This is a genomic window from Acidovorax sp. AC410 (assembly GCF_979253235.1).
This window is the reverse complement of sequence record NZ_CEEDCG010000001.1, coordinates 5,888,884-5,909,745: the sequence shown is the minus strand read 5'-3', so window position 1 is coordinate 5,909,745 and position 20,862 is coordinate 5,888,884. Positions and strand designations below refer to the sequence as shown.

Here is a 20,862-nt window from a genome sequence, read left to right as displayed (position 1 = left end):
CGTGCTAAGGTTCTCCGAATTGCCGGGCGGTGCAAACTGCCACGGCCGCAAGGAGACAAACCTATGCATCTGGAGCATGCTGCCGCGTCTGCAGGAGGGCTCGCCAGCCCCTTGCTGGCGATTCCACCGCAGGACCTGATACCCCACGCCCATGCCCGCTCGGCCGCCTACGGGCTGCGAGAGCAGGACGTGATGGACGCCATGCCCCTGGCCCGTGCCGACCTGCAATGCACGCTGCAGCGCAACCGGTTGCTGGCCGACCATGCGCTGCCGGTGATGGAGACGCTCTACCACCAGATCGCCGGCACCCACAGCATGGTGCTGCTCACCGACCCCGAGGGCGTGATCCTGCACGCCCTGGGCGATGACGATTTCGTGGCCCGCGCCGACCGCGTGGCCCTGCGCCCCGGCGGCGTGTGGACCGAGGAGCGCAAGGGCACCAATGCCATCGGCACCGCGCTGGCCCTGGGCCAGGGCGTGCAGGTGCATGCCGGCCAGCACTACCTGCGGGCCAACCAGTTCCTCACCTGCTCGTGCGTGCCCATCCTCGACCCGCAGGGCAGGGCGCTCGGTGCGCTGGATGTGAGCGGCGACCACCGCAGCCAGAGCAAGCACACCATGGCGCTGGTGCGCATGTCCGCCCAGATGGTGGAAAACCACCTCTGGAACCAGGTCCACGCGGACGCTGTGCGCCTGCACTTCCATGCGCGGCCCGAGTTTTTGGGCACGCTGGTGGAGGGGCTCGCGGCCTTCAGCACCGACGGGCGCTTTCTCTCGGCCAACCGCAGCGGGCAGTTCCAGCTGGGCCTGTCGCACAGTGCGCTGCAGGCCCATACCTTTGCCTCGCTGTTTGGGGTGGACATGGCGAGCGTGCTCGACCATGGCCGCAGGGCACCTGGCGCGCTGCTCACACTGCGCCTGCCCGGTGGCGTGGCGGTGATGGCCCGGCCCGAGGTCCGGCCGCAGGCCGAGCGCCTGTGGTCCGGCGGCGCAGCCGAGCCAGCCCGGGCCCCTATCCAGGTGCGGCCTGCCCGTTCGACAGGGCTCTCGGGCCTGCGCTACCTCAACACCGGCGACCCCGCGCTGGCCCAGGCCATTGACCGTGTCACCAAGCTGCTGGGCCGCGACATCGCCACGCTGATCCTGGGCGAGACCGGCACCGGCAAGGAGTTGCTGGCCCGCGCCATCCACCAGGACGGGCCGCGCCGACAGGCGCCGTTCGTGGCAGTCAACTGCGCGTCCATCCCGGAATCGCTGATCGAGTCCGAGCTGTTCGGCTACGAGGAGGGCGCCTTCACCGGCGCACGGCGCAAGGGCAGCCCCGGCAAGATCGTGCAGGCCCATGGCGGCACGCTGTTCCTCGACGAGATCGGCGACATGCCTCTGGCCTTGCAGGCCCGCCTGCTGCGCGTGCTGCAGGAGCGCAGCGTGGCGCCCCTGGGCGGAACGCGCCAGGTCGAGGTGGACATTCAGGTGGTCTGCGCCACCCACCGCAACCTGCGCGCAATGATGGCCGAGGGCAGTTTTCGCCAGGACCTGTACTACCGCCTCAATGGCCTGGTGGTGCGCCTGCCCGCGCTGCGCGAGCGCAGCGACCTGGCGGCCATCGTGCAGCGCATTTTGCAGTCGGGCACCGAGACCGCCGCGCCGCCGCTGCCCGTGTGCCCCGAGGTCATGGACCTGTTCGCACGCTGTGCCTGGCCGGGCAACCTGCGCCAGCTGACCAATGTGTTGCGCACCGCGGCGCTGATGGCCGAGGGCGATACCGCCATCCGACGCGAGCACCTGCCCGAGGATTTTCTGGAGGAATGCGAGGAGGCTGCCGCGCCAGCGGTGGCGGTCGCACCCGCCGCGCAGCCCCTGCAGGCCATCACCGCCGCCGCCATCGCGCAGGCCCTGGCCGCGCAGGGCGGCAATGTATCGGCCGTGGCGCGTGCGCTGGGCGTATCGCGCAACACCGTGTACCGGCACCTGCGCGCCCAGGTGGTGGGCTAAGGCGCGCGGCCTCGCGGCAGCGCGGGCCTTTCAGTGTCAATTGAACAGGTTCTGCATCTGCCCGTACGGGATCTGCCCCTGCAGCTTGTCCGACTCACCCCCTTGCAGAAAGTCCGTCGCCAGCTTCGCGGCATGGCCCCACAGCACCTGCGGAATGCCGGAGCCCGCGCTGAGCCGCTTCACCCCCATGGCCTGCAGCTGCGTGGCGTTGGCTAGGCCGCCCCAGGCCATCAGGTTCAGCGGCAGGTCGACACCGGCCACGACGGCCTGGATCTGCGCGGCATCGGCCAGCCCGGGGACGAACAGCCCATCCACGCCTGCGCTGCGGTACAGGTTGCCGCGCGTGATCGCTTCGCCGACCTGGCTGCCTTCATCCACCAGCCGCGCCAGCACGACATCCGTGCGCGCGTTGACGAACAGGTCCAGCCCGTCCTTGGCCAGCCGCTCCCGGATCGCCTCGGCCTTGCGGGCCAGCAATTGGGCGGGCTTGCGCCCGTCTTCGAGGTTGATGCCGGCCACGCCCACCTCGGCCAGCCGCGCGGCCAGGTCCGCGACCTGTGCAGGGTCGTCCGAATAGCCGTCTTCCATGTCCACGGACAGCGGCACCTGCAGCACCCGCACCAGGTTCTTGGCATACGCCAGCACCACGTCCACAGGCATGGCGTAGCCGTCAGGGTACCCCTGCGACCAGGCCACGCCCGCGCTGGTGGTGGCGATGGCCGTGGCCCCCAGGCTCTCGAACAGCCTGGCGCTGGCGGCGTCCCAGGCGTTGGGCAGGCGCAGCAGGGTGGCGCTGGCGTGCAGGCCGCGGAACGTGGTGGCATCTGCGGTCACAGGGGTCTCCTTGTGGGGTGTTACGCGAGCATACCGCCGTCGACCGTGAGTGCAGTGCCGGTGATGTACTGGGCCTTGGCGCTGGCAAGGAAGGCCACGGCGTGGGCGATGTCCTCGCCGCTGCCGTACTTGCCGACGGCGATGGGCTGGCGGATCAGCTCCGACAGCGGCCCGGTCGCAGGGTTCATGTCGGTGTCGATGGCGCCTGGCTGCACCAGGTTCACGGTGATCCCCTGGGGGCCGAGCTCGCGCGCCAGCCCCTTGGTGAAGGAGGCCAGTGCGGACTTGGACATCGCGTAGATGCTCAAGCCCGGCCACTGCACCTGCTCGGCGAACCAACTGCCAATGTGGATGATGCGCCCGCCCTGGCCCAGGTGGGGAATAGCCGCCTGGCTGGCGATGACCGGTGCGCGCACGTTCACGTTCAGGATCGCATCGATGTCCTTCAGCGCAGCGTCCTTCACCGGGCCCATGTGGAAGATGCCGGCGTTGTTGACCAGGATGTCGATGCCGCCGAGGAAGGCCACGGCCTTCTCGACCGAGGCCTGCACGGCCGCAGCGTCGGCGCTGTCGGCCTGGATGGCGGTGGCCCGTCGCCCGAGGGCTTCGATCTCGCGAACGACGCCGGCAGCGAGGTCGGCGGATTTTTCGTAGGTGATGGCGACGTCGGCGCCTTCGGCGGCCAGGGTCCTGGCGATGGCGGCGCCGATACCCCGGCTGGCCCCCGTGACAAGGGCGCGTTGGTTGGTTAGCAGCATGAAATTACCTTTCTGTGTTGATCGACACAAAATGATCGCGGCATTGATCTTTGCTGTCAATCGGTTTATTGTGTCGATCAACACAAAAATCACGAAAGGTGCATTCCATGCCGGTTTTGGGCCGACCGAGAGCGTTCGACCGCGATGCCGCCTTGCAGGCCGCCATGGAGGTTTTCTGGCGCCAGGGCTTTTTGGCCACGTCGATGAACGACCTTTGCGCAGCGATGGGCATCCGCTCGCCCAGTCTGTATGCGGCGTTCGGCAGCAAGGAGGCGCTGTACGCAGAAGCCATCGACCGCTACAGCGCTGCCGCCAACGAACTGATCTGGGACCACATCGATGGCAGTGCCACGGTGCGGGCGGGCATGCACAACGTGCTGCTGGCGGCAGCCCAGGTGGTGGCCGGCCGCGACGACATGCCTTCGGGCTGCATGGTGACGCTGGCCACCGGCGAAGAGTGCCCCGGCGGCTCGCCCGATACCGCCCGGCACGCGCGCGAGGGCTCGTTGGGCAAGCTGCGCGCGGGGCTCCTGCGGGCGGTGGCGGCGGGCGAGTTGCCGCAGTCCACGCACATCGACCGACTGGCCCGCTTCTATCTGGGCGTGGTGCAGGGCATGGCCATCCAGGGGCGCGATGGCGCGGACCCGGCGGACCTGGAAGACATGGCCCGAACCGCCATGGCTGCCTGGCCGGAAACGTGAAATTCCCCTGGGTCGCAGCGCGCGCCAGGGGGATTCGCGTCAAGCCACCGGGTGCAGTTTCAACGCTTGCGACTCTTCTTCGCTGAACAGCCGCGAGCGGATCAGAAAGCGCAGGCCCGTGGGCCGCTCCAGCGAGAACATGCCGCCCCCGCCGGGCACCACGTCGATGGTGAGCTGCGTGTGCTCCCACACCGCGAACTGCGGTCGGCTCATGTAGAAGGGCTCGCCAGCTACATGCCCGAGCAGCACGTCGGAGTCGCCGGTCATGAACTCGCCGCGTGCAAAGCACATGGGCGCGCTGCCATCGCAGCAACCGCCCGACTGGTGGAACATCAGCGGGCCGTGCTGTTCGCGCAGCCGCGCGATCAGTTCCAGGGCCGCAGGCGTGGCCGTGACGCGGACCGGTGGGTCCGTGCCATGGCCTTGCCGGGGTGCCTCGTGGGCCATGCAGCGCGTGCTCAGAAGAAGCCCAGGGGCGCCTGCGTGTAGCTCACCAGCAGGTTCTTGGTCTGCTGGTAGTGGTCCAGCATCATCTTGTGGTTCTCGCGGCCGATGCCTGACTGCTTGTAGCCGCCGAAGGCCGCGTGGGCCGGGTACTGGTGGTAGCAGTTGGTCCACACGCGCCCGGCCTGGATGCCCCGGCCCATGCGGAAGGCGCGGCTGCCGTCGCGGCTCCACACCCCGGCGCCCAGGCCATACAGCGTGTCGTTGGCGATCTCCAGCGCCTCTTCCTCGGTCTTGAAGGTGGTGACCGACAGCACGGGGCCGAAGATCTCTTCCTGGAAGATGCGCATCTTGTTGTGGCCCTTGAACACGGTGGGCTTGATGTAGTAGCCGCCGGCCAGGTCGCCTTCGAGGTGGTTGCGCTCGCCGCCGATCAGGCACTGCGCGCCCTCCTGCTTGCCCAGGTCCAGGTAGGAGAGGATTTTTTCGAGCTGCTCCTGGGAGGCCTGCGCGCCGATCATGGTGGCCTTGTCGAGTGGGTGGCCCTGCTTGATGGCGGCCACGCGCTTCAAGGCGCGTTCCATGAAGCGGTCATAGATCGATTCCTGGATGAGCGCGCGGCTCGGGCAGGTGCAGACCTCGCCCTGGTTCAGCGCGAACATGGCAAAGCCTTCGAGCGCCTTGTCGAAGAAGCCGTCGTCGGCGTCCATCACGTCCTCGAAGAACACGTTGGGGCTCTTGCCGCCCAGCTCCAGCGTCACCGGGATGATGTTCTGGCTGGCGTACTGCATGATCAGCCGGCCCGTGGTGGTCTCGCCCGTGAAGGCGATCTTGGCGATGCGCGGGCTGCTGGCCAGCGGCTTGCCGGCCTCCAGACCGAAGCCGTTGACGACATTGAGCACGCCTGCGGGCAGCAGGTCGCCAATGATCTCCAGCAGCACCAGGATGGAGGCGGGGGTCTGCTCGGCGGGCTTCAGCACCACGCAGTTGCCGGCGGCCAGGGCCGGGGCCAGCTTCCACACCGCCATCAGGATCGGGAAGTTCCAGGGAATGATCTGCCCGACGACGCCCAGCGGTTCGTGGAAGTGGTAGGCCATGGTGTCGTGGTCGATCTCGCTGATGCCGCCTTCCTGCGCACGGATGCAGCCCGCGAAGTAGCGGAAGTGGTCGATGGCCAGGGGGATGTCGGCCGCCATGGTCTCGCGCAGCGGCTTGCCGTTGTCGATGGTCTCGGCCACGGCGATGGTCAGCAGGTTGGCCTCCATGCGGTCGGCGATCTTGAGCAGGATGTTGGCCCGGTCCGTGGTCGAGGTCTTGCCCCAGGCGGTCTTGGCCTTGTGCGCGGCGTCGAGTGCGGCGTTGATGTCCTTGTCGTTCGAGCGCGGGATGGCGGTGAACACCTGGCCGTTGATGGGCGAGCTGTTCTCGAAATACTGCCCATCGATGGGGGCTACCCACTGGCCGCCGATGTAGTTGCCGTATTGCTTCTTGTAGGGGTTGGCGATGCCGAGGCTCGCGATTTCTGCCATGTTCATGTGCTTGTCTCCTGCGGTGGTTGGGTTGTGCCAGACCTGCTCAAAGGGCCTGCACCAGTAGATGGGCGCAATGCCCGTGCCAGCCGCAGCGTGGGGGCGCTGTCAGCACGCAAACCCAGCATCCATGCGGCTTTGGCACCATCTGCCGCCAGCGCTCAGGCCGTTTACTCGGTGTGCCATGGCACAGCCCTTGTTCAGAAACGGAACAGCGGGCGGGACACTTGCGGCACGCCGCGGAGCGCTGCCGGCGTGCAAAAAGCCACGGGTGGGGATGCCACGTGCGGTTGCAGGCCGCCGCTTTTGCCACAATGAGGCCATCGCCACCCGGATGCCCATGACCGCCACGCCCACCCTCATTCCCCCGACCATCGGCAAGTACCGCATCGAGCGCGAGCTCGGGCGCGGTGCCAGCGGCATCGTGTACCTGGGGCTCGACGGGTTCCGCGGCAAGCGCGTGGCCATCAAGCAGATGCACGCCCACCTGCTGGCCCAGCCCGACCAGGCCGAGCGCTACCGCCGCCTGCTGCGCAACGAGGCGGCCATGTCCGGCCGGCTCAAGCATCCCCACATCGTGCGCCTGCTCGACGCCGACGAGGACGCCGCCCAGCCCTACCTGGTGCTCGAATACGTGGACGGCCAGCCCCTGGCGGCCCATGCCCGGGCCGATGCGCTGCTGCCCGTGCCCCAGGTGCTGGACATCGCCTTCAAGTGCTGCAATGCGCTCGAATACGCCTACCGCGAAGGCCTGGTACACCGCGACATCAAGCCCGCCAACCTGATGCTGGCCGCCAACGGCGACGTCAAGCTCACCGACTTCGGCGCAGCGCTGTCGCTGCGCAGCGATGCCACGCAGCTCTCGGGCATGGTGGGCTCGCCGTCCTACATGTCGCCCGAGCAGGTGCGCGAGGAAGACCTCACGCACCACAGCGACATGTTCTCGCTGGCCATCGTGGTGTATGAGTTGCTCACGGGCCGCCGCCCCTTCGACGGCGAGACCGACTTCGCCACGCTCTACAAGATCAGCCACGAAGAGCCCACGCCCCCGAGCCTGCTGCGCGCTTCGCTGCCCGGGCATGTGGACGCGGTGCTGCTGCGCGCCATGGCCAAGAAGCCGGCAGACCGCTTTGCCACCTGGGGCGACTTTGCCCAGGCGCTGCTCGACGCCCACCGCGACCTGCCGCGCCAGCGCTCGCAGGACACCGAGGCCGAGCGCTTCGGCCGCCTGCGCGAGCTGCCCTTTTTTGCCGATTTTCACGACGTGGCGCTGTGGGAGCTGATGCGCCTGGGCAACTGGCGCCGGCTGGAGCAGGGCACCGTGCTCATGCGCGAGGGCCAGCCCGGCGACTCGTTCTGCATCCTCATCGAGGGCCAGGTGACCGTGAGCCGCCAGGGCTGGACCCTGAGCACCCTGGGTGCGGGCGTGACCCTGGGCGAGATGACCTACCTGCGCCCCGACAACCGCCAGCGCACCGCCACCGCCGTGGCCGAGACCGAGGTGCTGGTGCTCAAGATCCGCAACCCCGCGCTGCGCGAGGCGTCCGAAGACCTGCAGTCGCGCTTCGACAAGGCCTTCATCAAGCTGCTGGTGGGCCGACTGATCGCCGCCAACGAGCAGATCGCCGAATGGGACATGGTGGCCGGCCAGGTGTTCACGCCGGACGACGAGCAGGGTTGATCCCCCGCAGCACCCACCGCAGCCGTGCGTGGAAGGCCGCAGCCAGCACCGCGCTGAGCAGCGCCGCGGCCACCCAGCCGCCCCAGGCGCCCCAGCCCAGGGCCGGTAGCCCAGCACCCAGCGCATCAAGCGACAACCATGCTGCCAATGGCACGAACAGCAGCAGGGAGCACACCGTGTTGACGGCGCTGGCCCAGCGCACGTCGCCCAGCCCGCGCAGCGCAAAGGCACTGCCCAGGTTGATGGCATCGAGCACCTGGCAGGTGGCCACCAGCCCGAGCAGCGAGGTGGCCAGCGCCAGCGCAGCCTGGCCGGCGGGCCCAGCATCGCTGCCCAGCAGTGCTGCCAGCAGGGGCGGGCCGGCCAGCACCATGGCGGCACCCACCAGGGCCATCCAGCCCGCCATCAGCCACAGGCTGGCGCGCACCAGAGGCCCGACCTGGTGCGGCTGGCCCGCTCCCAAGGCATGCCCTACCAGCGTGGCACTGCCCGTGGCCAGGCCCAGCGCAGGCCAGAAGGCCAGGCCGGTGAGCGAGAGCAACAGCAGGGTGGCCGCGCCCTCGGCCGGGCCGATGTGCGACATCATGAGCTGGAACAGCGCCATCGCCAGCACGTCGGCCGCGGCCGCCACGCCGATGGGCATGCCGGTGCGCCACAGCTCCACGGTGCGGCCCCGCAAGCCAGCGAAGGATGAGCTCCAGCCCGCGCGTGCAACCCAGGCCAGCCCCACCGCCACGCCGATCAGGTTGGCCAAGGTGGACGCATGGGCCGAGCCCGCCAGGCCCAGGCCGGCGTCGAAGATCAGCCACTGGTTGAGCGGCACATTGGCCACGGCCGCCGCCAGGTTGGCCCACAGGCTGCCCCGCGTGTGACCCAGGCCAGCCAGGTAGCTCGACACCGCAAACAGCAGCACCACCGATACGCCACCCGCCATGCGCGGCTGCCAGTACTGCACGGCCTGCCCGGCAGATTCCGCAGGCAGTTGCCACAGCGCAAACAGCCAGGGCCCGGCCCATGCCAGCGCCAGGAAGCAGGGCAGGGTGAGCGCAGCAGCCAGCAGGCCTGCGGGCAGGTACCCCCGCGCAACGTGCGCCTGGCCGGCGCCCATGGCCTGGGCCACCGGCACCTGCACGGCAAACGCCACGCCCCCCAAAAGAACAAACACCGCCAGGTTCAGAAAGGTCTGCGCCCCCAGCCCCGCGAGTGCGTCGGCAGAAATACGGCCGGCAAACCAGGTATCGGTCACCCCGATCACGGCCTGCAGCGAATAGGTGGCGATCAGCGGCCAGGAAATGGCCAGCAGGGCGCGTGCAGGGCCCGGCGCCGCAGTGTCAGCCATGGCCGGCCATGTAGGGATCCCAGAAGCCCTCGGCAGGCTCGGCCTGCTCCACGATGTCGAGCACCAGGCCCGAGGGGTCGCGCACCTGAAAGCGCACCTGGCCCCAGGGCTCGTGCTGCACGGCGTAGGCGATTTCCACGCCGGCCGCACGCAGGCGGGCTTCTTCGCGGCGGGCATCGTCCACCTGCAGGGTCAGCAGCAGGCCTTTGCCGCTGAAGACTTCGGGGCCCGGCGGGCGCGAGGGATGGTCGGGCGCCATGAAGGCGATCGAGGTGGCGCCGCCTTCGGTGCTGCCGCGCGACAGCAGCACAAACCACGAGGCCTCGAACACCACCTCGAAGCCCAGTTGCTGCACGAAGAAGTCGCGCGAGGCTTGCACGGTGGCGGTGGTGACCAGGGGATAGGCGGAGGTCAGTTGCGAGAGGGTGGCGGGGGAGGGGGTAGACATGGGGGCTCCTGGGGTGTGAAACGGATGGACTGCGGACATCAATCGGGTACATACTGTCTGTATGTTTAATTAAATATAGATACGTACAGTCTGTATGTCAACAGGAAAATCCATTCCCACCCCCGCTGCGGGCAACCGGCGGCTGGAGCAGGGCGCCCAGTCGCGCACCAAACTCATTGCGGCGGCGCGCGCGCTGTTCGAGCAGGATGGCTATGCCGCCACCTCCACCGAAGCCCTGCTGGTGGCCACGGGCCTGACGCGGGGCGCGCTGTACCACCACTTTCGCGACAAGAAGGACTTGTTCGTTGCGGTCTGCGAGGCCGTGCATGCCGAGCTCAGTGCCGCCATCGACGGGGCGACCGATGGCCAGGCTGATCCTGCAGACCAACTGTTGGCAGGCGCGCTGGCATGGATCGACGCCGTATCCCACCCCGGCCCGCGCCAGGTGCTGCTGATCGACGGCCCCTCGGTGCTGGGCGCCCAGGCCTGGGCGGAGCTCGACGGGCGCCATGGTTACCAGCAGCTGCATGCCGTGGTCACGGAGATCCTGGCACCCACGGGCCTGTCAGCCCTGGAAGTGGATGCCTGCGCTTCGGCCCTGAATGGCGCCATCAACGAGCTGGCGCGCTGGCTTGCGCGCCACCCGGCCGATGGGCACCCGGGCGCACGCGATGCTGCCATCGCCGCGCTGCAGCGGGTGTGCGCCAGCGTGCTGCCGCCTGCGGCGAGGGCGAAAAAGGGCGCCTGAGCCTGTCTACCGGCCGGCTTGGGTCTTCAAGCCCGCCAACAGTTCGGCCAGCGGCATGGCCTTGGCAAACAGCCAGCCCTGCGCATGGCGCACGCCGCGCTCGCGCAGGAAGTCGGCCTGGAACTGGGTTTCCACCCCTTCGGCGATCAAGTCCAGCTCCAGCTTCTGCGCCATCTCGATGATGTGCGTGGTGACCGGGCTGATGGCGGCCTGCGCGCCAATGCTGGCGATGAAGATGCGGTCGATCTTGAGCGTGTCGATGTCGATGGATTCGAGCATGGACAGGCTCGAATAGCCGGTACCGAAGTCGTCCATGGCGATCGATGCGCCGATCTGCCGGCCCGCCTGCAGCGCGGGCCTGGCGGCCTCGATGTCCACCAGGCCGCGCTCGGTGACCTCCAGCATCAGAGAGCCGGGCGGCATCCCGATGGCTTCGAAGCGCTGCTGCAGGTACTGCACGGGCCCATCGGCCACCAGGTCCTGGGTGGAGAGGTTCAGGCTGACGTGGAAGCCCGGGCTGGCCTTGAGCAGATCGGGCAGGTCTTCGAGCACGCGGTCCATCACGTAGCGGGTGATGTGCGCCACCACGCCCGTGCGCTCCGCCTCGGCAATGAATTCGTCGGGTGGGACCAGCGTACCGTTGTTGCGGCGCCAGCGCAGCAGGGCCTCGGCGCCTGCCCACTGGCCGGTCTGCAGGTCCACGATGGGCTGGTAGAGCACGAAAAACTCCCGCCGCCTGAGGCCCGCGCGCAGCCGCGACCGGGAGGACAGGGTCCAGCGCGTGAGCGCCGCCACCCCCAGCGCCAGGGTGGCGCTGGCGAACAGCCCCAGCGGTGCCAGCACCAGCGCCTGGGCCGCCAGGCCTTCATAGGCCAGGGCCTTGGGCGCAGCGGCCAGGGCGGCGATGTTGTTCTCTTTCGAGCTGCGAAACACGATGTGGTGCGTGTCGCTTTCCACCAGGCTGTGGGTTGGCGCCTGGTAGAGGTCCAGCCAGGCCTCCTGCAGCGGCCCCCGGGAGCGGATCAGCGCCTTGGGCGCGATGATCGCCAGGCCCAGCGACACGTCGGCATGCAGCACGGGCATGTCGATCACGATGCCGGGGTGGATGATGACCGCATGGCCGTTGCGCGCGTAGATATTGAAAGGCTGCTCTGGCGCAAAGGGCAGCCGCGCCCCGATCCAGCTGGAGATGCCGGTCGAGGTGACCATCGGCTTGCCCGGGAGCGGCACCGGCCCGCTGCCCAGGGTGAGCGTGCTGCAGACCAGCTGGCCGTCCACCACCGAGCCCATGCCCTGCAGGTAGAACGAGGTGCCCACCATCTGCTGCATGCGGGCCAGACTGGCCTGGCTGCACGGGGGGCTCGCGTCCTTGTCCAGCTCATTGAGCGCCGCCACCAGCTGCTGGCGCGAGGCGATGCCCCGGCGCAGCACTTCGTCCGCCAGCGAGGTCAGGTAAGCGACCTGGTCATCCCGGGCCTTGCGCTGCGCCAGGTAGAGCGACGCCGCGATGGGAATCAACGCGGCCAGCAGCAAGGGGACCGAGGCAACGACGTAGAAACGTTTCATGGAGGGTGCGGCGGGCTGGGCGGGTGGTGGGCCGATGCTGGCGTGTTTTGGGCTGGCGGGCAACCGGCCGTACCCTGCCACCCAGCGCGATGCCGCCCCTCTGCCTCCCGTCAGTTGAACGGGATGTTCCGCGCGCGCAGAATGGTTTCGATGCGCTGGGTCAGGTCCGTTTCAATCTGGCCCCGGCTGGCGCAGGCGTAGGCCTCGCGCCGGGTCACCATGCCGTAGAGGTTGCGCCCGCGGAACGCGGTGGCACACAGGTGGTTGACCTGCAGCGAGCCTTCCTCATTGGGCTGCATCCGGTAGGTGGCGACCAGTTCCGACTGGGCCATGCCCCCGACGACCGAACCATTCCAGGTGCCGCAATCGCAGAACTCGGGAACGGAAAGCGCCCTGGGCTTGCTCTTGAGCTCGCCCAGTTCCGGCGTGATCGATGCAGTGGCATAGCCAGCGGACTCGAAGGCCGTCTTGGCGGCATCGAGCACAGCGGGCACGTCCTTGCTCTTGACCTGCCAGACCTTTGCCTGCGGTGTGTGCTTGGCGGCGGCAGGCCGGTCAACCGGCGAGAACGCGCAGCCGGTGGCGAGCACCGCGACGGCGCAGATGGCCAGGGTCTTGTTCATGAACATCATCGTTTCCCTCTCTCCTGTTGACGTAGTTTTTGGGTCGCTGGCGCCGGCGTCAGCGTTCTTTCCATTGGCTGAATGTTACTACTTGTTAATGGGAATTGTCGGTGCCCGCGCCCTGGGCTCGCAAAGCCGTTGCCAATGGCTTGATCCCGCCCGTCGATTCAAGGACTTGGGAAAATGGACGAAATGGAGGGGACGCCCATAAAAAGGAGGCCAGGCATGTTCATCCGCACCCCCATCTTGCAGCCCGTCCAGGGCCAGGCCGTGCGTCCGCAGCCTGTCGTGGCGGGGGATCGCTTGCGGGATGGGATCCAGGCCTTGGTTTCGGACGCCGCCATCAGGCGCATGGCACCTCCTGAAAGCACGGTCGCTTTTTCGCAGGAGGCCATGAAGGCCGCCGTGCTCGACAAGGCAGGCGTCAAGATGGGCGACCCGGAAAGCGCCCGCCAATTCCTGGCGAAGTTCGACTTCAACGCGATCAGCCCGAAGGACCTTGGGATGGTGCAGGTGACCATGTTCGCCGCCGGCATGATCTCCCGGGAGGATTCAGGCCCTCTGATCGGCACCGACATGGCCTACGAGCCGCCTTTGGACCCCTATGCACCGATAGACGCCATCCAGCATTTCGAGCACATGCTGGAGGTCAATATCTCGATGGGGCCCAACGGCGGGAGGGAGGTGGCCATCCGGGCAGCGGATTTCATCAAGCAACTGGCCAGTTTCGCTGCATCGGATCGCCGCAGCATCTGACCTCACCCGACAGTCAATGCCTGCCGTCCGGGACGTACCTGAGCGCCGTGTCGTGCGCCTCGGTCAGCGTAGCGATCGACGGTATGCAGAAGTCCGCCACGTCCGCGCAGCGGTCGCAGGTCGTGACCCAGCATGTTGCCATCCCCAGCGCTTTTGCCGGGGCAATGTCCCGTTCGAGGCTGTCGCCGACGAACAGGACCTCCTGGGGCGGCAGACCGAGCGTTCGCAGCGCTTGCAGGAACAACCGGTGGGCGGGCTTGATGGACCGCTGGTCCGAAGAGAACACCTGGCATTCCAACGCGGACGCGACCTGCGACCGGCGGAGTTCGGGCTCCCAGTGGTGGGAGGGCGCCCAGAGGTTGCTCACCACCCCCAGCCGGTGTGACCGGGCCAGCGTGAGGATCACCTGCGCTGCCCATCCCGGGACCGCGCCCACCTCGTGTCTTGCAATGACAAGTTCCAGAAGCTGGATCTCCTGCCTGGACTGTGCGCTGTACTTGGCAATCGTCTCTTGCAGGGACGGGAAGTCGTCGATCAGGGCCGGGTTGGCATAGTCGGCAAGGAAGCCCGCCACACATGCGCCAACGCACTGCGCAACAGCCTCTGCCGACAGCGCGGTACCGCCAACAGCCCGGTAGGTGGCATGGAAGTCTTCGCCGGGGCCCAGGCGGTCGCCACCGAACATGAACGTTTCGTTCATGTCGAACAAAATGGCCTTGTAGCGATGGAGATGGGAAACCAGTGACTTCAAGTGGTACCTGACGTGTGCCATGACATGAGCGGCTCGCGAAGCTGAGCCGCGCTGGGCGGAAACTGTACAACGCGCACTGAGCTGCGTGCCATTGGCCCATTCCGGGAAGCAGGTCTGCTCCAAAGCCCCCTCACTAGACAATACGAATGAGAATGCATATCATTTTAATTGCCTGAGTACGCTACGCCCCGTCCACCGCAAAAGGCTCCCACCAGGAGCATTGCCATGGACCTGCGCCACGCAGCCAGCCTTTCGACCGCCAATACTGCCCGCGACGCCCAGGCGCCCGAGCCCGCCACGCTGGCCCATTGGGAGCGCACGCTGCAGCGCGCCAATGCCGCCCTGCGCATGGACCAGCCCGTGATGGCGCTGGCCTACCAGCAGCAGGCGCTGGTCATAGCCCTGCGCATCGCCCAGGATCCCCCGGCCGGCCGCGAAGACGATTGCATTGCCGCCCTGGCGGTTTCGCACCTGAACCTGGCCGACCTGCAGGCCGAGGCGGGCGCACTGGAGGAGTGCGCGCAACTGCGGTGCAGCGTACACGCCACGCTGCTGGGCCTGATGGCCGATGGCAGCCGGGGCGCCGCGCTGCAGCAGGCCGCCTGGCGCCACAGCCGTGAAACCCACGCCGCCTTGTTGTGCCATGTGCAGGCGCACGGCGCGCACCCTGACATCAGCGCCGTGCTGGCCGCTGCTTCGGGCGTGCTGCAAGGCGCGGCCCACTGAGTTTTTTCTTCTTCTTCTTCCCCACCCCTGAAAGGACCCCATGCCCTATTCGCTGCCCGCCTTGCCCTATGCCTATGACGCGCTGGAACCCCATATCGATGCCCGCACGATGGAGATCCATCACACCAAACACCACCAGACCTACATCAACAACCTGAACGCCGCGCTGGAAGGCACGCCCCATGCCGGCCTGCCGATCGACGAGCTGGTGGCGGGCCTGGTGCAACTGCCCGAGAACCTGCAGGGACCCGTGCGCAACAACGGCGGCGGCCATGCCAACCACAGCCTGTTCTGGATGGTGATGTCCCCCACCGGCGGCGGCGAACCGCAGGGCGAGCTGGCGGCGGCCATTGCCAACGAGCTGGGCGGCTTCGATGCGTTCAAGGAGGCCTTCACCAAGGCGGCGCTCACACGCTTTGGCAGCGGCTGGGCCTGGCTGTCGGTGACCAGCGCCGGCAAGCTGGTGGTGGAGAGCTCGGGCAACCAGGACAGCCCGCTGATGGCCGGCCTGCTGTCGGGCAACACGCCCATCCTGGGCCTGGACGTGTGGGAACACGCCTACTACCTGCAGTACCAAAATCGCCGCCCCGAGTACATCGCGGCGTTCTATAACGTAGTGGACTGGGCCGAGGTGGCCCGCCGCTACGCCCTGGCGCGCGGCTGAATCGATCCGCACTGCTGCGCCTCGCACCCTGAACAGATGCCTTCCGGAGCCGACACCATGCCCGTTCCCTCGCCGTCACCCGACAACGCCGCCTTGCCCAACCGCCTGACCGAGACGCCCCGCCAGCCTTTGCACTGGCGCCAGTGGATCGGGCTGGCCATCGTGGTCACGGGTGGCGTGGTCGGCACCTGGCAGATCTGGCAGTGGATCGCTGGCCAGCCCGTGGTGCTCGATGCCTGGAAGGGAGGCATGGTGGCCGCCCTGGCCACGGCCCTGGGCACGCTGCCGGTGATGCTGTCGCAGCGCATCTCCGAGCGCACGCAGGACACGCTGTTCGGCTTTGGTGCGGGCGTGATGCTCGCGGCCTGCTCGTTCTCGTTGATCATCCCGGGCATCAATGCCTCGCGCGCGGCCGGGGCAGGGGCCTGGGAGGCGGGCGGCACCATGGGCGCCGCCATTTTGCTGGGTGCGCTGGTGCTGCTGCTGATGGAGCGCCTGCTGCCGCACGAGCACTTCATCAAGGGCGTGGAGGGCCAGACCTCGCGCACCTTGCGGCGCACCTGGCTGTTCGTGTTCGCCATTGCCCTGCACAACCTGCCCGAGGGCCTGGCCATCGGCGTGGGCTATGCGAGCGGCGACACCATGCGGGCCGGCGCCCTGGCCACGGGCATCGCCATCCAGGACGTGCCCGAGGGCCTGGTGGTGGCTGTGGCGCTGCTGGCCGCCGGCTACAAGCGCTGGCTGGCCGTGGGGCTGGGCATGGCCTCGGGCATGGTGGAGCCCATCGGCGCGGTGATCGGTGCTGCCGTGGTCAGCTACTCGGCAAGCCTGCTGCCCTGGGGCCTGGGCTTTGCCGCCGGCGCCATGCTGTTCGTGATCAGCCACGAGATCATCCCTGAATCGCACCGCAAGGGCCACGAGGCCTGGGCGACCGGTGGGCTGATGCTGGGCTTTGTGATCATGATGGTGCTGGATACCGCCCTGGGCTGATGAAATGAAGCACCCCCTCTCCTCGCATTGCTGCGCAATGCGGGAGGGGGACGCCCCCGGTGCGGCGGGGCGGCCCTTGCACGGGGGCACTGGCTCGGGTAGCGCCAGTTGCATACGCGGCGCCAGCGCATCGTCGCATTGGGGGGGAAGGCGGTATATGGCTGACAGCCTTCTCTTTCTTTCTAGGGCAGGGCCTCGTACGCTTCCTTGAGTGCCGGGGCCAGCGACTGGAGTGGGGTGGCGGTGGTATTGCGCGCATTGCGACCTTCCACCGAGCGCACGCGCCCTTCGTTGATGCCGCGTGCCATCTCCGCAAGCAACTGGGCCAGGTCGGGCGCGATGCCGGCCTGGGCCATGCCCTGGGCGGCGTCGTCATAGGGCAGTTGCTGGTAGGCCAGCGCGGGCTGGCCGATCACCCCGCCCACGAAGGCTGCGAGCTGCTCGTGGCTCAGGTCCCCGGGGCCCAGCAGCTCGCGCACGCTGTGGCCCGTCCAGCCACGCTGGTCCAGCGCCCCGGTGGCCGCATCGGCAATGTCGCGCGTGGCGATCATGGGGATGGCCAGGCCGGGCGCGAAGGCGTCCGCCAGGCTGCCACCGTACTTCACCCCGGGCAGCAGGTTGAAAAGGCCCTCGAAGAACATCGCCGGGCGCAGCGCCAGCACATGGCTGTGCTGCAGCGTGCGCAGGCGCTGCTCCTGCTCGTGCAGGCTGGTCAGCACGCCGGTGCCAGCGGGTTGCTCGGCCCCCAGGCTGCTCAGGGCCACCACATGCGGTACGCGCGCGGCCTGCAGCGCCGCCACGATGGCCTGGCCCTGGGTGCGCTGCAGTTCCATGAAGCCAGGGGCCGTGGGGTCGAAAGGCATCATGGCATAGACGGCGTCGGCGCCTTCGAAGGCGCGGGTGAGGTAGGCCGGGTCGGCACAGTCGCCCACGATCACTTGCGCACCCTGCTGGCGCAAGGCGTCGAGCCGCTCGGCCGAGCGGCCCATGGCGTGCACGCGGTGGCCCAGCGCAAGGAGATTGCGGGCAATCACGCTGCCCGTGTGGCCGGTGGCACCCATTACTGCGATGTCTGACATGTGGAACTCCAAGGGGTTGTGGGACAAACAGGCGTCCAGTGTCTCGCCCAGGGGCAGGCATGCCAATGATGAAAGGTCGGTGTTTATTGATTATTCGTCCAGACCGGCTTAGGATGTGCCATGGACATCCAGGTTGAAGCCGCCTCTGCCGCCACCGACCCGCTGGGCCGGGCCCTGCACCTGTTGCGCATGACGGGCGTGATCTACTGCTACTCCTACCTGCACCCGCCGCTGGGCATCGCGCTGCCGCCGATTCCGGGCTGCCTGATGTTCCATGCCATCACGGCCGGCGAATGCTGGCTGCGTGTGCCAGGGGTCGAGCCCGTGCTGCTGCGGGCGGGCGATTTCGCGCTGGTGCCGCGCGGCGAGGGGCACGACCTGCTGTCCACCGCCACCTCACGGGCCGATGCCTTCTTCGACCTGCCGCGCGTGCAGCTCGGTGGCCGCTTCGAAATCATGCGCCATGGCGAGGGCTCTGCCCCGGTTTCCCTGGTCTGTGGTGCCGTGCGCTTTGACGACGTGCTGGCGCGCCGCCTGGTGCATGCGCTGCCGCGCCAGATCGTGCTGAGCGGGCAGGCGCTCGGGCCATCGAACTGGCTTTCGCCCATCCTGGCGCTGTTGCAGGAGGAGGTGCAGCACCTCAAACCCGGCGGCGAAGCCGTGGCCACGCGCCTGGCCGATGTGCTGGTGCTGCAGGCCATCCGCACCTGGCTGCAGAACGACCCGGGCGCGCGCACCGGCTGGCTGGGCGCCCTGCAGGACGCCCAGCTCGGCCCGGCCCTGGTGCTCATGCACGAACAGCCCGGCACGCCCTGGACGCTGGCCTCGCTGGCCAGCGCCGTGGCCATGTCGCGCTCGGCCTTCGCCGCGCGCTTCGCGGCATCGGTGGGCATGCCGGTCATGCAGTACCTGACCCTGTGGCGCATGGCGCTGGCCCAGTCGCGCCTGCAGGAGGGCCAGGTGCGCCTGGCCGAGCTGGCTGACAGCCTGGGCTACCAGTCGGAGGCGGCATTCAGCCGTGCGTACAAGCGCTGGTCGGGGCGGTCGCCGGGGAGTGAAAGGCGGGTGGAGGCCGTGGCAGCCCTGGCTTAGCCAAAAAACCAGTAGCAGACCGCAATCGCAGCGATCACGCCAGCCAGCTCCGCCAGCAGCGCACACCCCACCGCATGCCGCGCACGCTGGATGCCCACCGCGCCGAAGTACACCGCCAGCACATAGAAGGTGGTCTCGGTGCTGCCCTGGATGATGGCGGCAGCGCGGGCGGCAAAGCTGTCCACGCCCTGGGTCTGCATGGTCTCGATCAGCATGGCGCGCGCGGCGCTGCCCGAGAAGGGCTTGACCAGGGCGGTTGGCAGGGCGTCCACGAAGCGCGTGTCGGCACCGATGGCCTCCACGCACCAGCGGATGGCGTCGAGCACATAGCCTAGCGCGCCCGAGGCGCGGAACACGCCCACCGCGCAGAGCATGGCCACCAGGTAGGGCAGCAGGCCCTTGGCCACGTCGAAGCCCTCGCGCGCGCCCTCGATGAAGGCCTCGTACACGGCCACCTTGCGCCAGGCGCCCAGCACCACGAACATCACCACCAGCGAGAACAGCGTGAGGTTGCCCAGCAGCGACGACAGGCTGGCCAGCGCCGCCGCGCTCAGCGTGGTCAGCAAGGCCATGAAGCCGCCCAGCAGCAGCGCCACGGGCAGCAGGTAGGCCAGTACCACGGGGTGCCACAGCGGCAGCCGCTGTACCAGCGCCACGGTCACGAGCCCGACCAGGGTGGAGGCGGAGGTGGCCAGCAGGATGGGCAGAAAGACCAGCGTCGGGTCTGGCGCGCCCTGCTGCATGCGGTACATGAAGATGGTGACCGGCAACAAGGTGAGCGACGAGGCGTTGAGCACCAGGAACAGGATCTGCGCGTTGGTGGCGGTGTCGGGCCGGGGGTTGAGCTCTTGCAGCGAGCGCATGGCTTTGAGGCCCATGGGCGTGGCCGCGTTGTCCAGCCCCAGGGCGTTGGCGGCAAAGTTCAGCGTGATCAAGCCCAGCGACGGGTGGCCGCGCGGCACCTCGGGCATGAGCTTGGCGAACAGCGGCGCCAGCCAGCGGGCGAGGGCGTCGACGATGCCGGCCTTTTCGGCAATGCGCAAAAAGCCCAGCCACAGTGTGAGCGTGCCGAACAGCAGCACCATCACCTCGACCGACAGTTTGGCCATGGCAAACAGCGCCTCGACCATGGCGCCGAAGATCTGCGCATTGCCAGCCACCAACCACTGGGCCAGGGCTGCTACGGCGCCAGCGACGAAAAAACCCAGCCACAGGGTGTTGAGCATCTGGTCTCCAAAAAATGCACCTGGGGCCAAGGTTACCCCGGCGCGGCTCCGGATCGGCACGGTAGTGGTACTCTATAGGGTTCGGCTGGAGCTGGTAGTGCGGCGTTTTTACAACGCATTGCGCCAGGTCTTGCAGCCCGACAGGGTGCCCCCGGGCGCCCCAATCCCAATACACACCGAGGAAGAGGTCCAACATGGGCGCGCAGTGGAAAGCAAAAGGCAAGGCACAGGTCGCTGATGCCAAGGGCAAGCTGTTTGGCAAGCTGGTCAAGGAAATCATGGTCGCTGCACGCGGCGGTGCCGACCCGGCCGGCAATGCACGCCTGCGCCTCGTGGTCGAGCAGGCCCGCAAGGTCTCCATGCCCAAGGAAACGCTGGAGCGCGCCATCAAGAAGGGCTCGGGCACGGGGGCCGACGCGGTCAACTACGAACACGTGATCTATGAGGGCTTTGCCCCGCACCAGGTGGCGGTGATGGTTGAGTGCCTGACCGACAACGTCAACCGCACCGCACCCGAGATGCGCGTGCTGTTCCGCAAGGGCCAACTGGGTACCTCCGGCTCGGTGGCCTGGGATTTCAACCACGTGGGCATGATCGAAGCCGAGCCCGCCAATGGCGATGCCGACCCCGAACTCGCCGCCATCGAGGCCGGTGCGCAGGACTTTGAAGCCGGCGACGAAGAAGGCACCACCACCTTCTGGACCGACCCGACCGACCTGGACCTGGTGAGCCGTGCGCTGCCCGCCCAGGGTTTCACGGTGCTGTCGGCCAAGCTCGGCTACAAGCCCAAGAACCCGGTGAACCCTGCCAACCTGACGGCGGAACAGCTCGAAGAAGTGGAAACCTTTTTGGCGGCCATCGACTCCAACGACGACGTGCAGAACGTTTACGTGAGCCTGGGTGGTTAAAAGG

21 protein-coding genes are annotated in these 20,862 nt (G+C 68.0%); 10 read left to right on the top strand and 11 right to left on the bottom strand.

Annotated elements, in window-relative coordinates:
* The first annotated feature begins 63 nt into the window (after positions 1 to 63).
* Positions 64 to 1,995: a sigma-54-dependent Fis family transcriptional regulator gene (locus tag AC0IZS_RS27445; RefSeq protein ID WP_471638577.1), complete on the top strand. Its 1,932-nt coding sequence runs from the start codon at positions 64 to 66 to the stop codon at positions 1,993 to 1,995.
* 36 nt (positions 1,996 to 2,031) lie between these two features.
* Here AC0IZS_RS27445 and AC0IZS_RS27440 read toward each other — a convergent pair whose 3' ends face one another.
* Both AC0IZS_RS27440 and AC0IZS_RS27435 read right to left on the bottom strand, forming a co-directional pair.
* Positions 2,032 to 2,829 carry an isocitrate lyase/PEP mutase family protein gene (locus AC0IZS_RS27440; protein ID WP_471638576.1) on the bottom strand — a complete coding sequence of 266 codons (798 nt, stop codon included), beginning with the start codon at positions 2,827 to 2,829 and terminating at the stop codon, positions 2,032 to 2,034.
* Between the two features lie 20 nt (positions 2,830 to 2,849).
* Positions 2,850 to 3,587 carry an SDR family NAD(P)-dependent oxidoreductase gene (locus tag AC0IZS_RS27435; RefSeq protein WP_471638575.1) on the bottom strand — a complete coding sequence of 246 codons (738 nt, stop codon included), beginning with the start codon at positions 3,585 to 3,587 and terminating at the stop codon, positions 2,850 to 2,852.
* Between the two features lie 107 nt (positions 3,588 to 3,694).
* Between AC0IZS_RS27435 and AC0IZS_RS27430 the strand changes: the two genes are divergently transcribed.
* Positions 3,695 to 4,288, top strand: coding sequence for a TetR/AcrR family transcriptional regulator (locus AC0IZS_RS27430; protein ID WP_471638574.1), 594 nt, complete (start codon positions 3,695 to 3,697; stop codon positions 4,286 to 4,288).
* A gap of 39 nt (positions 4,289 to 4,327) precedes the next feature.
* Here AC0IZS_RS27430 and AC0IZS_RS27425 read toward each other — a convergent pair whose 3' ends face one another.
* Positions 4,328 to 4,735, bottom strand: a complete 408-nt coding sequence (locus AC0IZS_RS27425; RefSeq protein ID WP_471638573.1) for a DUF779 domain-containing protein — start codon at positions 4,733 to 4,735, stop codon at positions 4,328 to 4,330.
* Between the two features lie 11 nt (positions 4,736 to 4,746).
* Positions 4,747 to 6,267 carry an aldehyde dehydrogenase gene (adh, locus tag AC0IZS_RS27420; RefSeq protein ID WP_471638572.1) on the bottom strand — a complete coding sequence of 507 codons (1,521 nt, stop codon included), beginning with the start codon at positions 6,265 to 6,267 and terminating at the stop codon, positions 4,747 to 4,749.
* Positions 6,268 to 6,601: 334 nt separating this feature from the next.
* On the opposite strand from adh, the gene AC0IZS_RS27415 reads away from it, so the two are divergent.
* On the top strand, positions 6,602 to 7,942 hold the full coding sequence (locus tag AC0IZS_RS27415; protein ID WP_471638571.1) for a protein kinase domain-containing protein: 1,341 nt from the start codon (positions 6,602 to 6,604) through the stop codon (positions 7,940 to 7,942).
* Here AC0IZS_RS27415 and AC0IZS_RS27410 read toward each other — a convergent pair.
* A complete protein-coding gene (locus AC0IZS_RS27410) occupies positions 7,917 to 9,281 on the bottom strand; it encodes an MATE family efflux transporter (protein WP_471638570.1) in 1,365 nt (454 codons plus the stop codon). The genes AC0IZS_RS27415 and AC0IZS_RS27410 overlap by 26 nt on opposite strands.
* Complete coding sequence (locus AC0IZS_RS27405) at positions 9,274 to 9,729, bottom strand: VOC family protein (protein WP_471638569.1); 456 nt, start codon at positions 9,727 to 9,729, stop codon at positions 9,274 to 9,276. Before AC0IZS_RS27405 ends, AC0IZS_RS27410 begins: the two co-directional genes overlap by 8 nt.
* 94 nt (positions 9,730 to 9,823) lie before the next feature.
* Between AC0IZS_RS27405 and AC0IZS_RS27400 the strand changes: the two genes are divergently transcribed.
* Positions 9,824 to 10,477, top strand: a complete 654-nt coding sequence (locus AC0IZS_RS27400; protein WP_471638568.1) for a TetR/AcrR family transcriptional regulator — start codon at positions 9,824 to 9,826, stop codon at positions 10,475 to 10,477.
* Positions 10,478 to 10,483: 6 nt separating this feature from the next.
* On the opposite strand, the gene AC0IZS_RS27395 is transcribed toward AC0IZS_RS27400, so the two are convergent.
* Together AC0IZS_RS27395 and AC0IZS_RS27390 are read right to left on the bottom strand one after the other, a co-directional pair.
* Positions 10,484 to 12,043, bottom strand: a complete 1,560-nt coding sequence (locus AC0IZS_RS27395) for an EAL domain-containing protein (RefSeq protein WP_471638567.1) — start codon at positions 12,041 to 12,043, stop codon at positions 10,484 to 10,486.
* Between the two features lie 110 nt (positions 12,044 to 12,153).
* Positions 12,154 to 12,675, bottom strand: coding sequence for a hypothetical protein (locus AC0IZS_RS27390; RefSeq protein ID WP_471638566.1), 522 nt, complete (start codon positions 12,673 to 12,675; stop codon positions 12,154 to 12,156).
* 216 nt (positions 12,676 to 12,891) lie between these two features.
* On the opposite strand from AC0IZS_RS27390, the gene AC0IZS_RS27385 reads away from it, so the two are divergent.
* Positions 12,892 to 13,422 carry a hypothetical protein gene (locus AC0IZS_RS27385; protein ID WP_471638565.1) on the top strand — a complete coding sequence of 177 codons (531 nt, stop codon included), beginning with the start codon at positions 12,892 to 12,894 and terminating at the stop codon, positions 13,420 to 13,422.
* Positions 13,423 to 13,435: 13 nt separating this feature from the next.
* On the opposite strand, the gene AC0IZS_RS27380 is transcribed toward AC0IZS_RS27385, so the two are convergent.
* The gene (locus tag AC0IZS_RS27380) at positions 13,436 to 14,173 is read right to left on the bottom strand and encodes an HAD family hydrolase (protein WP_471638564.1); all 738 of its coding nucleotides are present in this window, start codon (positions 14,171 to 14,173) and stop codon (positions 13,436 to 13,438) included.
* A gap of 225 nt (positions 14,174 to 14,398) precedes the next feature.
* On the opposite strand from AC0IZS_RS27380, the gene AC0IZS_RS27375 reads away from it, so the two are divergent.
* From AC0IZS_RS27375 to AC0IZS_RS27365, 3 genes are read left to right on the top strand one after another with little or no spacing between them, the layout of a single operon-like run.
* Positions 14,399 to 14,899, top strand: a complete 501-nt coding sequence (locus AC0IZS_RS27375; RefSeq protein WP_471638563.1) for a hypothetical protein — start codon at positions 14,399 to 14,401, stop codon at positions 14,897 to 14,899.
* A gap of 40 nt (positions 14,900 to 14,939) precedes the next feature.
* Positions 14,940 to 15,563: a superoxide dismutase gene (locus tag AC0IZS_RS27370; protein ID WP_471638562.1), complete on the top strand. Its 624-nt coding sequence runs from the start codon at positions 14,940 to 14,942 to the stop codon at positions 15,561 to 15,563.
* A 57-nt stretch (positions 15,564 to 15,620) separates the two neighbouring features.
* Positions 15,621 to 16,553: a ZIP family metal transporter gene (locus tag AC0IZS_RS27365; protein WP_471638561.1), complete on the top strand. Its 933-nt coding sequence runs from the start codon at positions 15,621 to 15,623 to the stop codon at positions 16,551 to 16,553.
* Between the two features lie 182 nt (positions 16,554 to 16,735).
* Here the strand turns inward: AC0IZS_RS27365 and AC0IZS_RS27360 are convergent, their stop codons facing one another.
* On the bottom strand, positions 16,736 to 17,632 hold the full coding sequence (locus tag AC0IZS_RS27360; protein WP_471638560.1) for an NmrA family NAD(P)-binding protein: 897 nt from the start codon (positions 17,630 to 17,632) through the stop codon (positions 16,736 to 16,738).
* A gap of 120 nt (positions 17,633 to 17,752) precedes the next feature.
* Between AC0IZS_RS27360 and AC0IZS_RS27355 the strand changes: the two genes are divergently transcribed.
* Positions 17,753 to 18,724 (top strand): AraC family transcriptional regulator, encoded by a 972-nt coding sequence (locus AC0IZS_RS27355; RefSeq protein ID WP_471638559.1) that lies wholly within the window; start codon positions 17,753 to 17,755, stop codon positions 18,722 to 18,724.
* On the opposite strand, the gene AC0IZS_RS27350 is transcribed toward AC0IZS_RS27355, so the two are convergent.
* Positions 18,721 to 19,950: a nucleoside recognition domain-containing protein gene (locus AC0IZS_RS27350; RefSeq protein ID WP_471638558.1), complete on the bottom strand. Its 1,230-nt coding sequence runs from the start codon at positions 19,948 to 19,950 to the stop codon at positions 18,721 to 18,723. The two genes, AC0IZS_RS27355 and AC0IZS_RS27350, sit on opposite strands and share 4 nt — an antisense overlap.
* Before the next feature lie 194 nt (positions 19,951 to 20,144).
* Here AC0IZS_RS27350 and AC0IZS_RS27345 point away from each other — a divergent pair, with 194 nt between their 5' ends.
* A complete protein-coding gene (locus tag AC0IZS_RS27345) occupies positions 20,145 to 20,858 on the top strand; it encodes a YebC/PmpR family DNA-binding transcriptional regulator (protein WP_471638557.1) in 714 nt (237 codons plus the stop codon).
* The last annotated feature ends 4 nt before the right edge of the window (positions 20,859 to 20,862 follow it).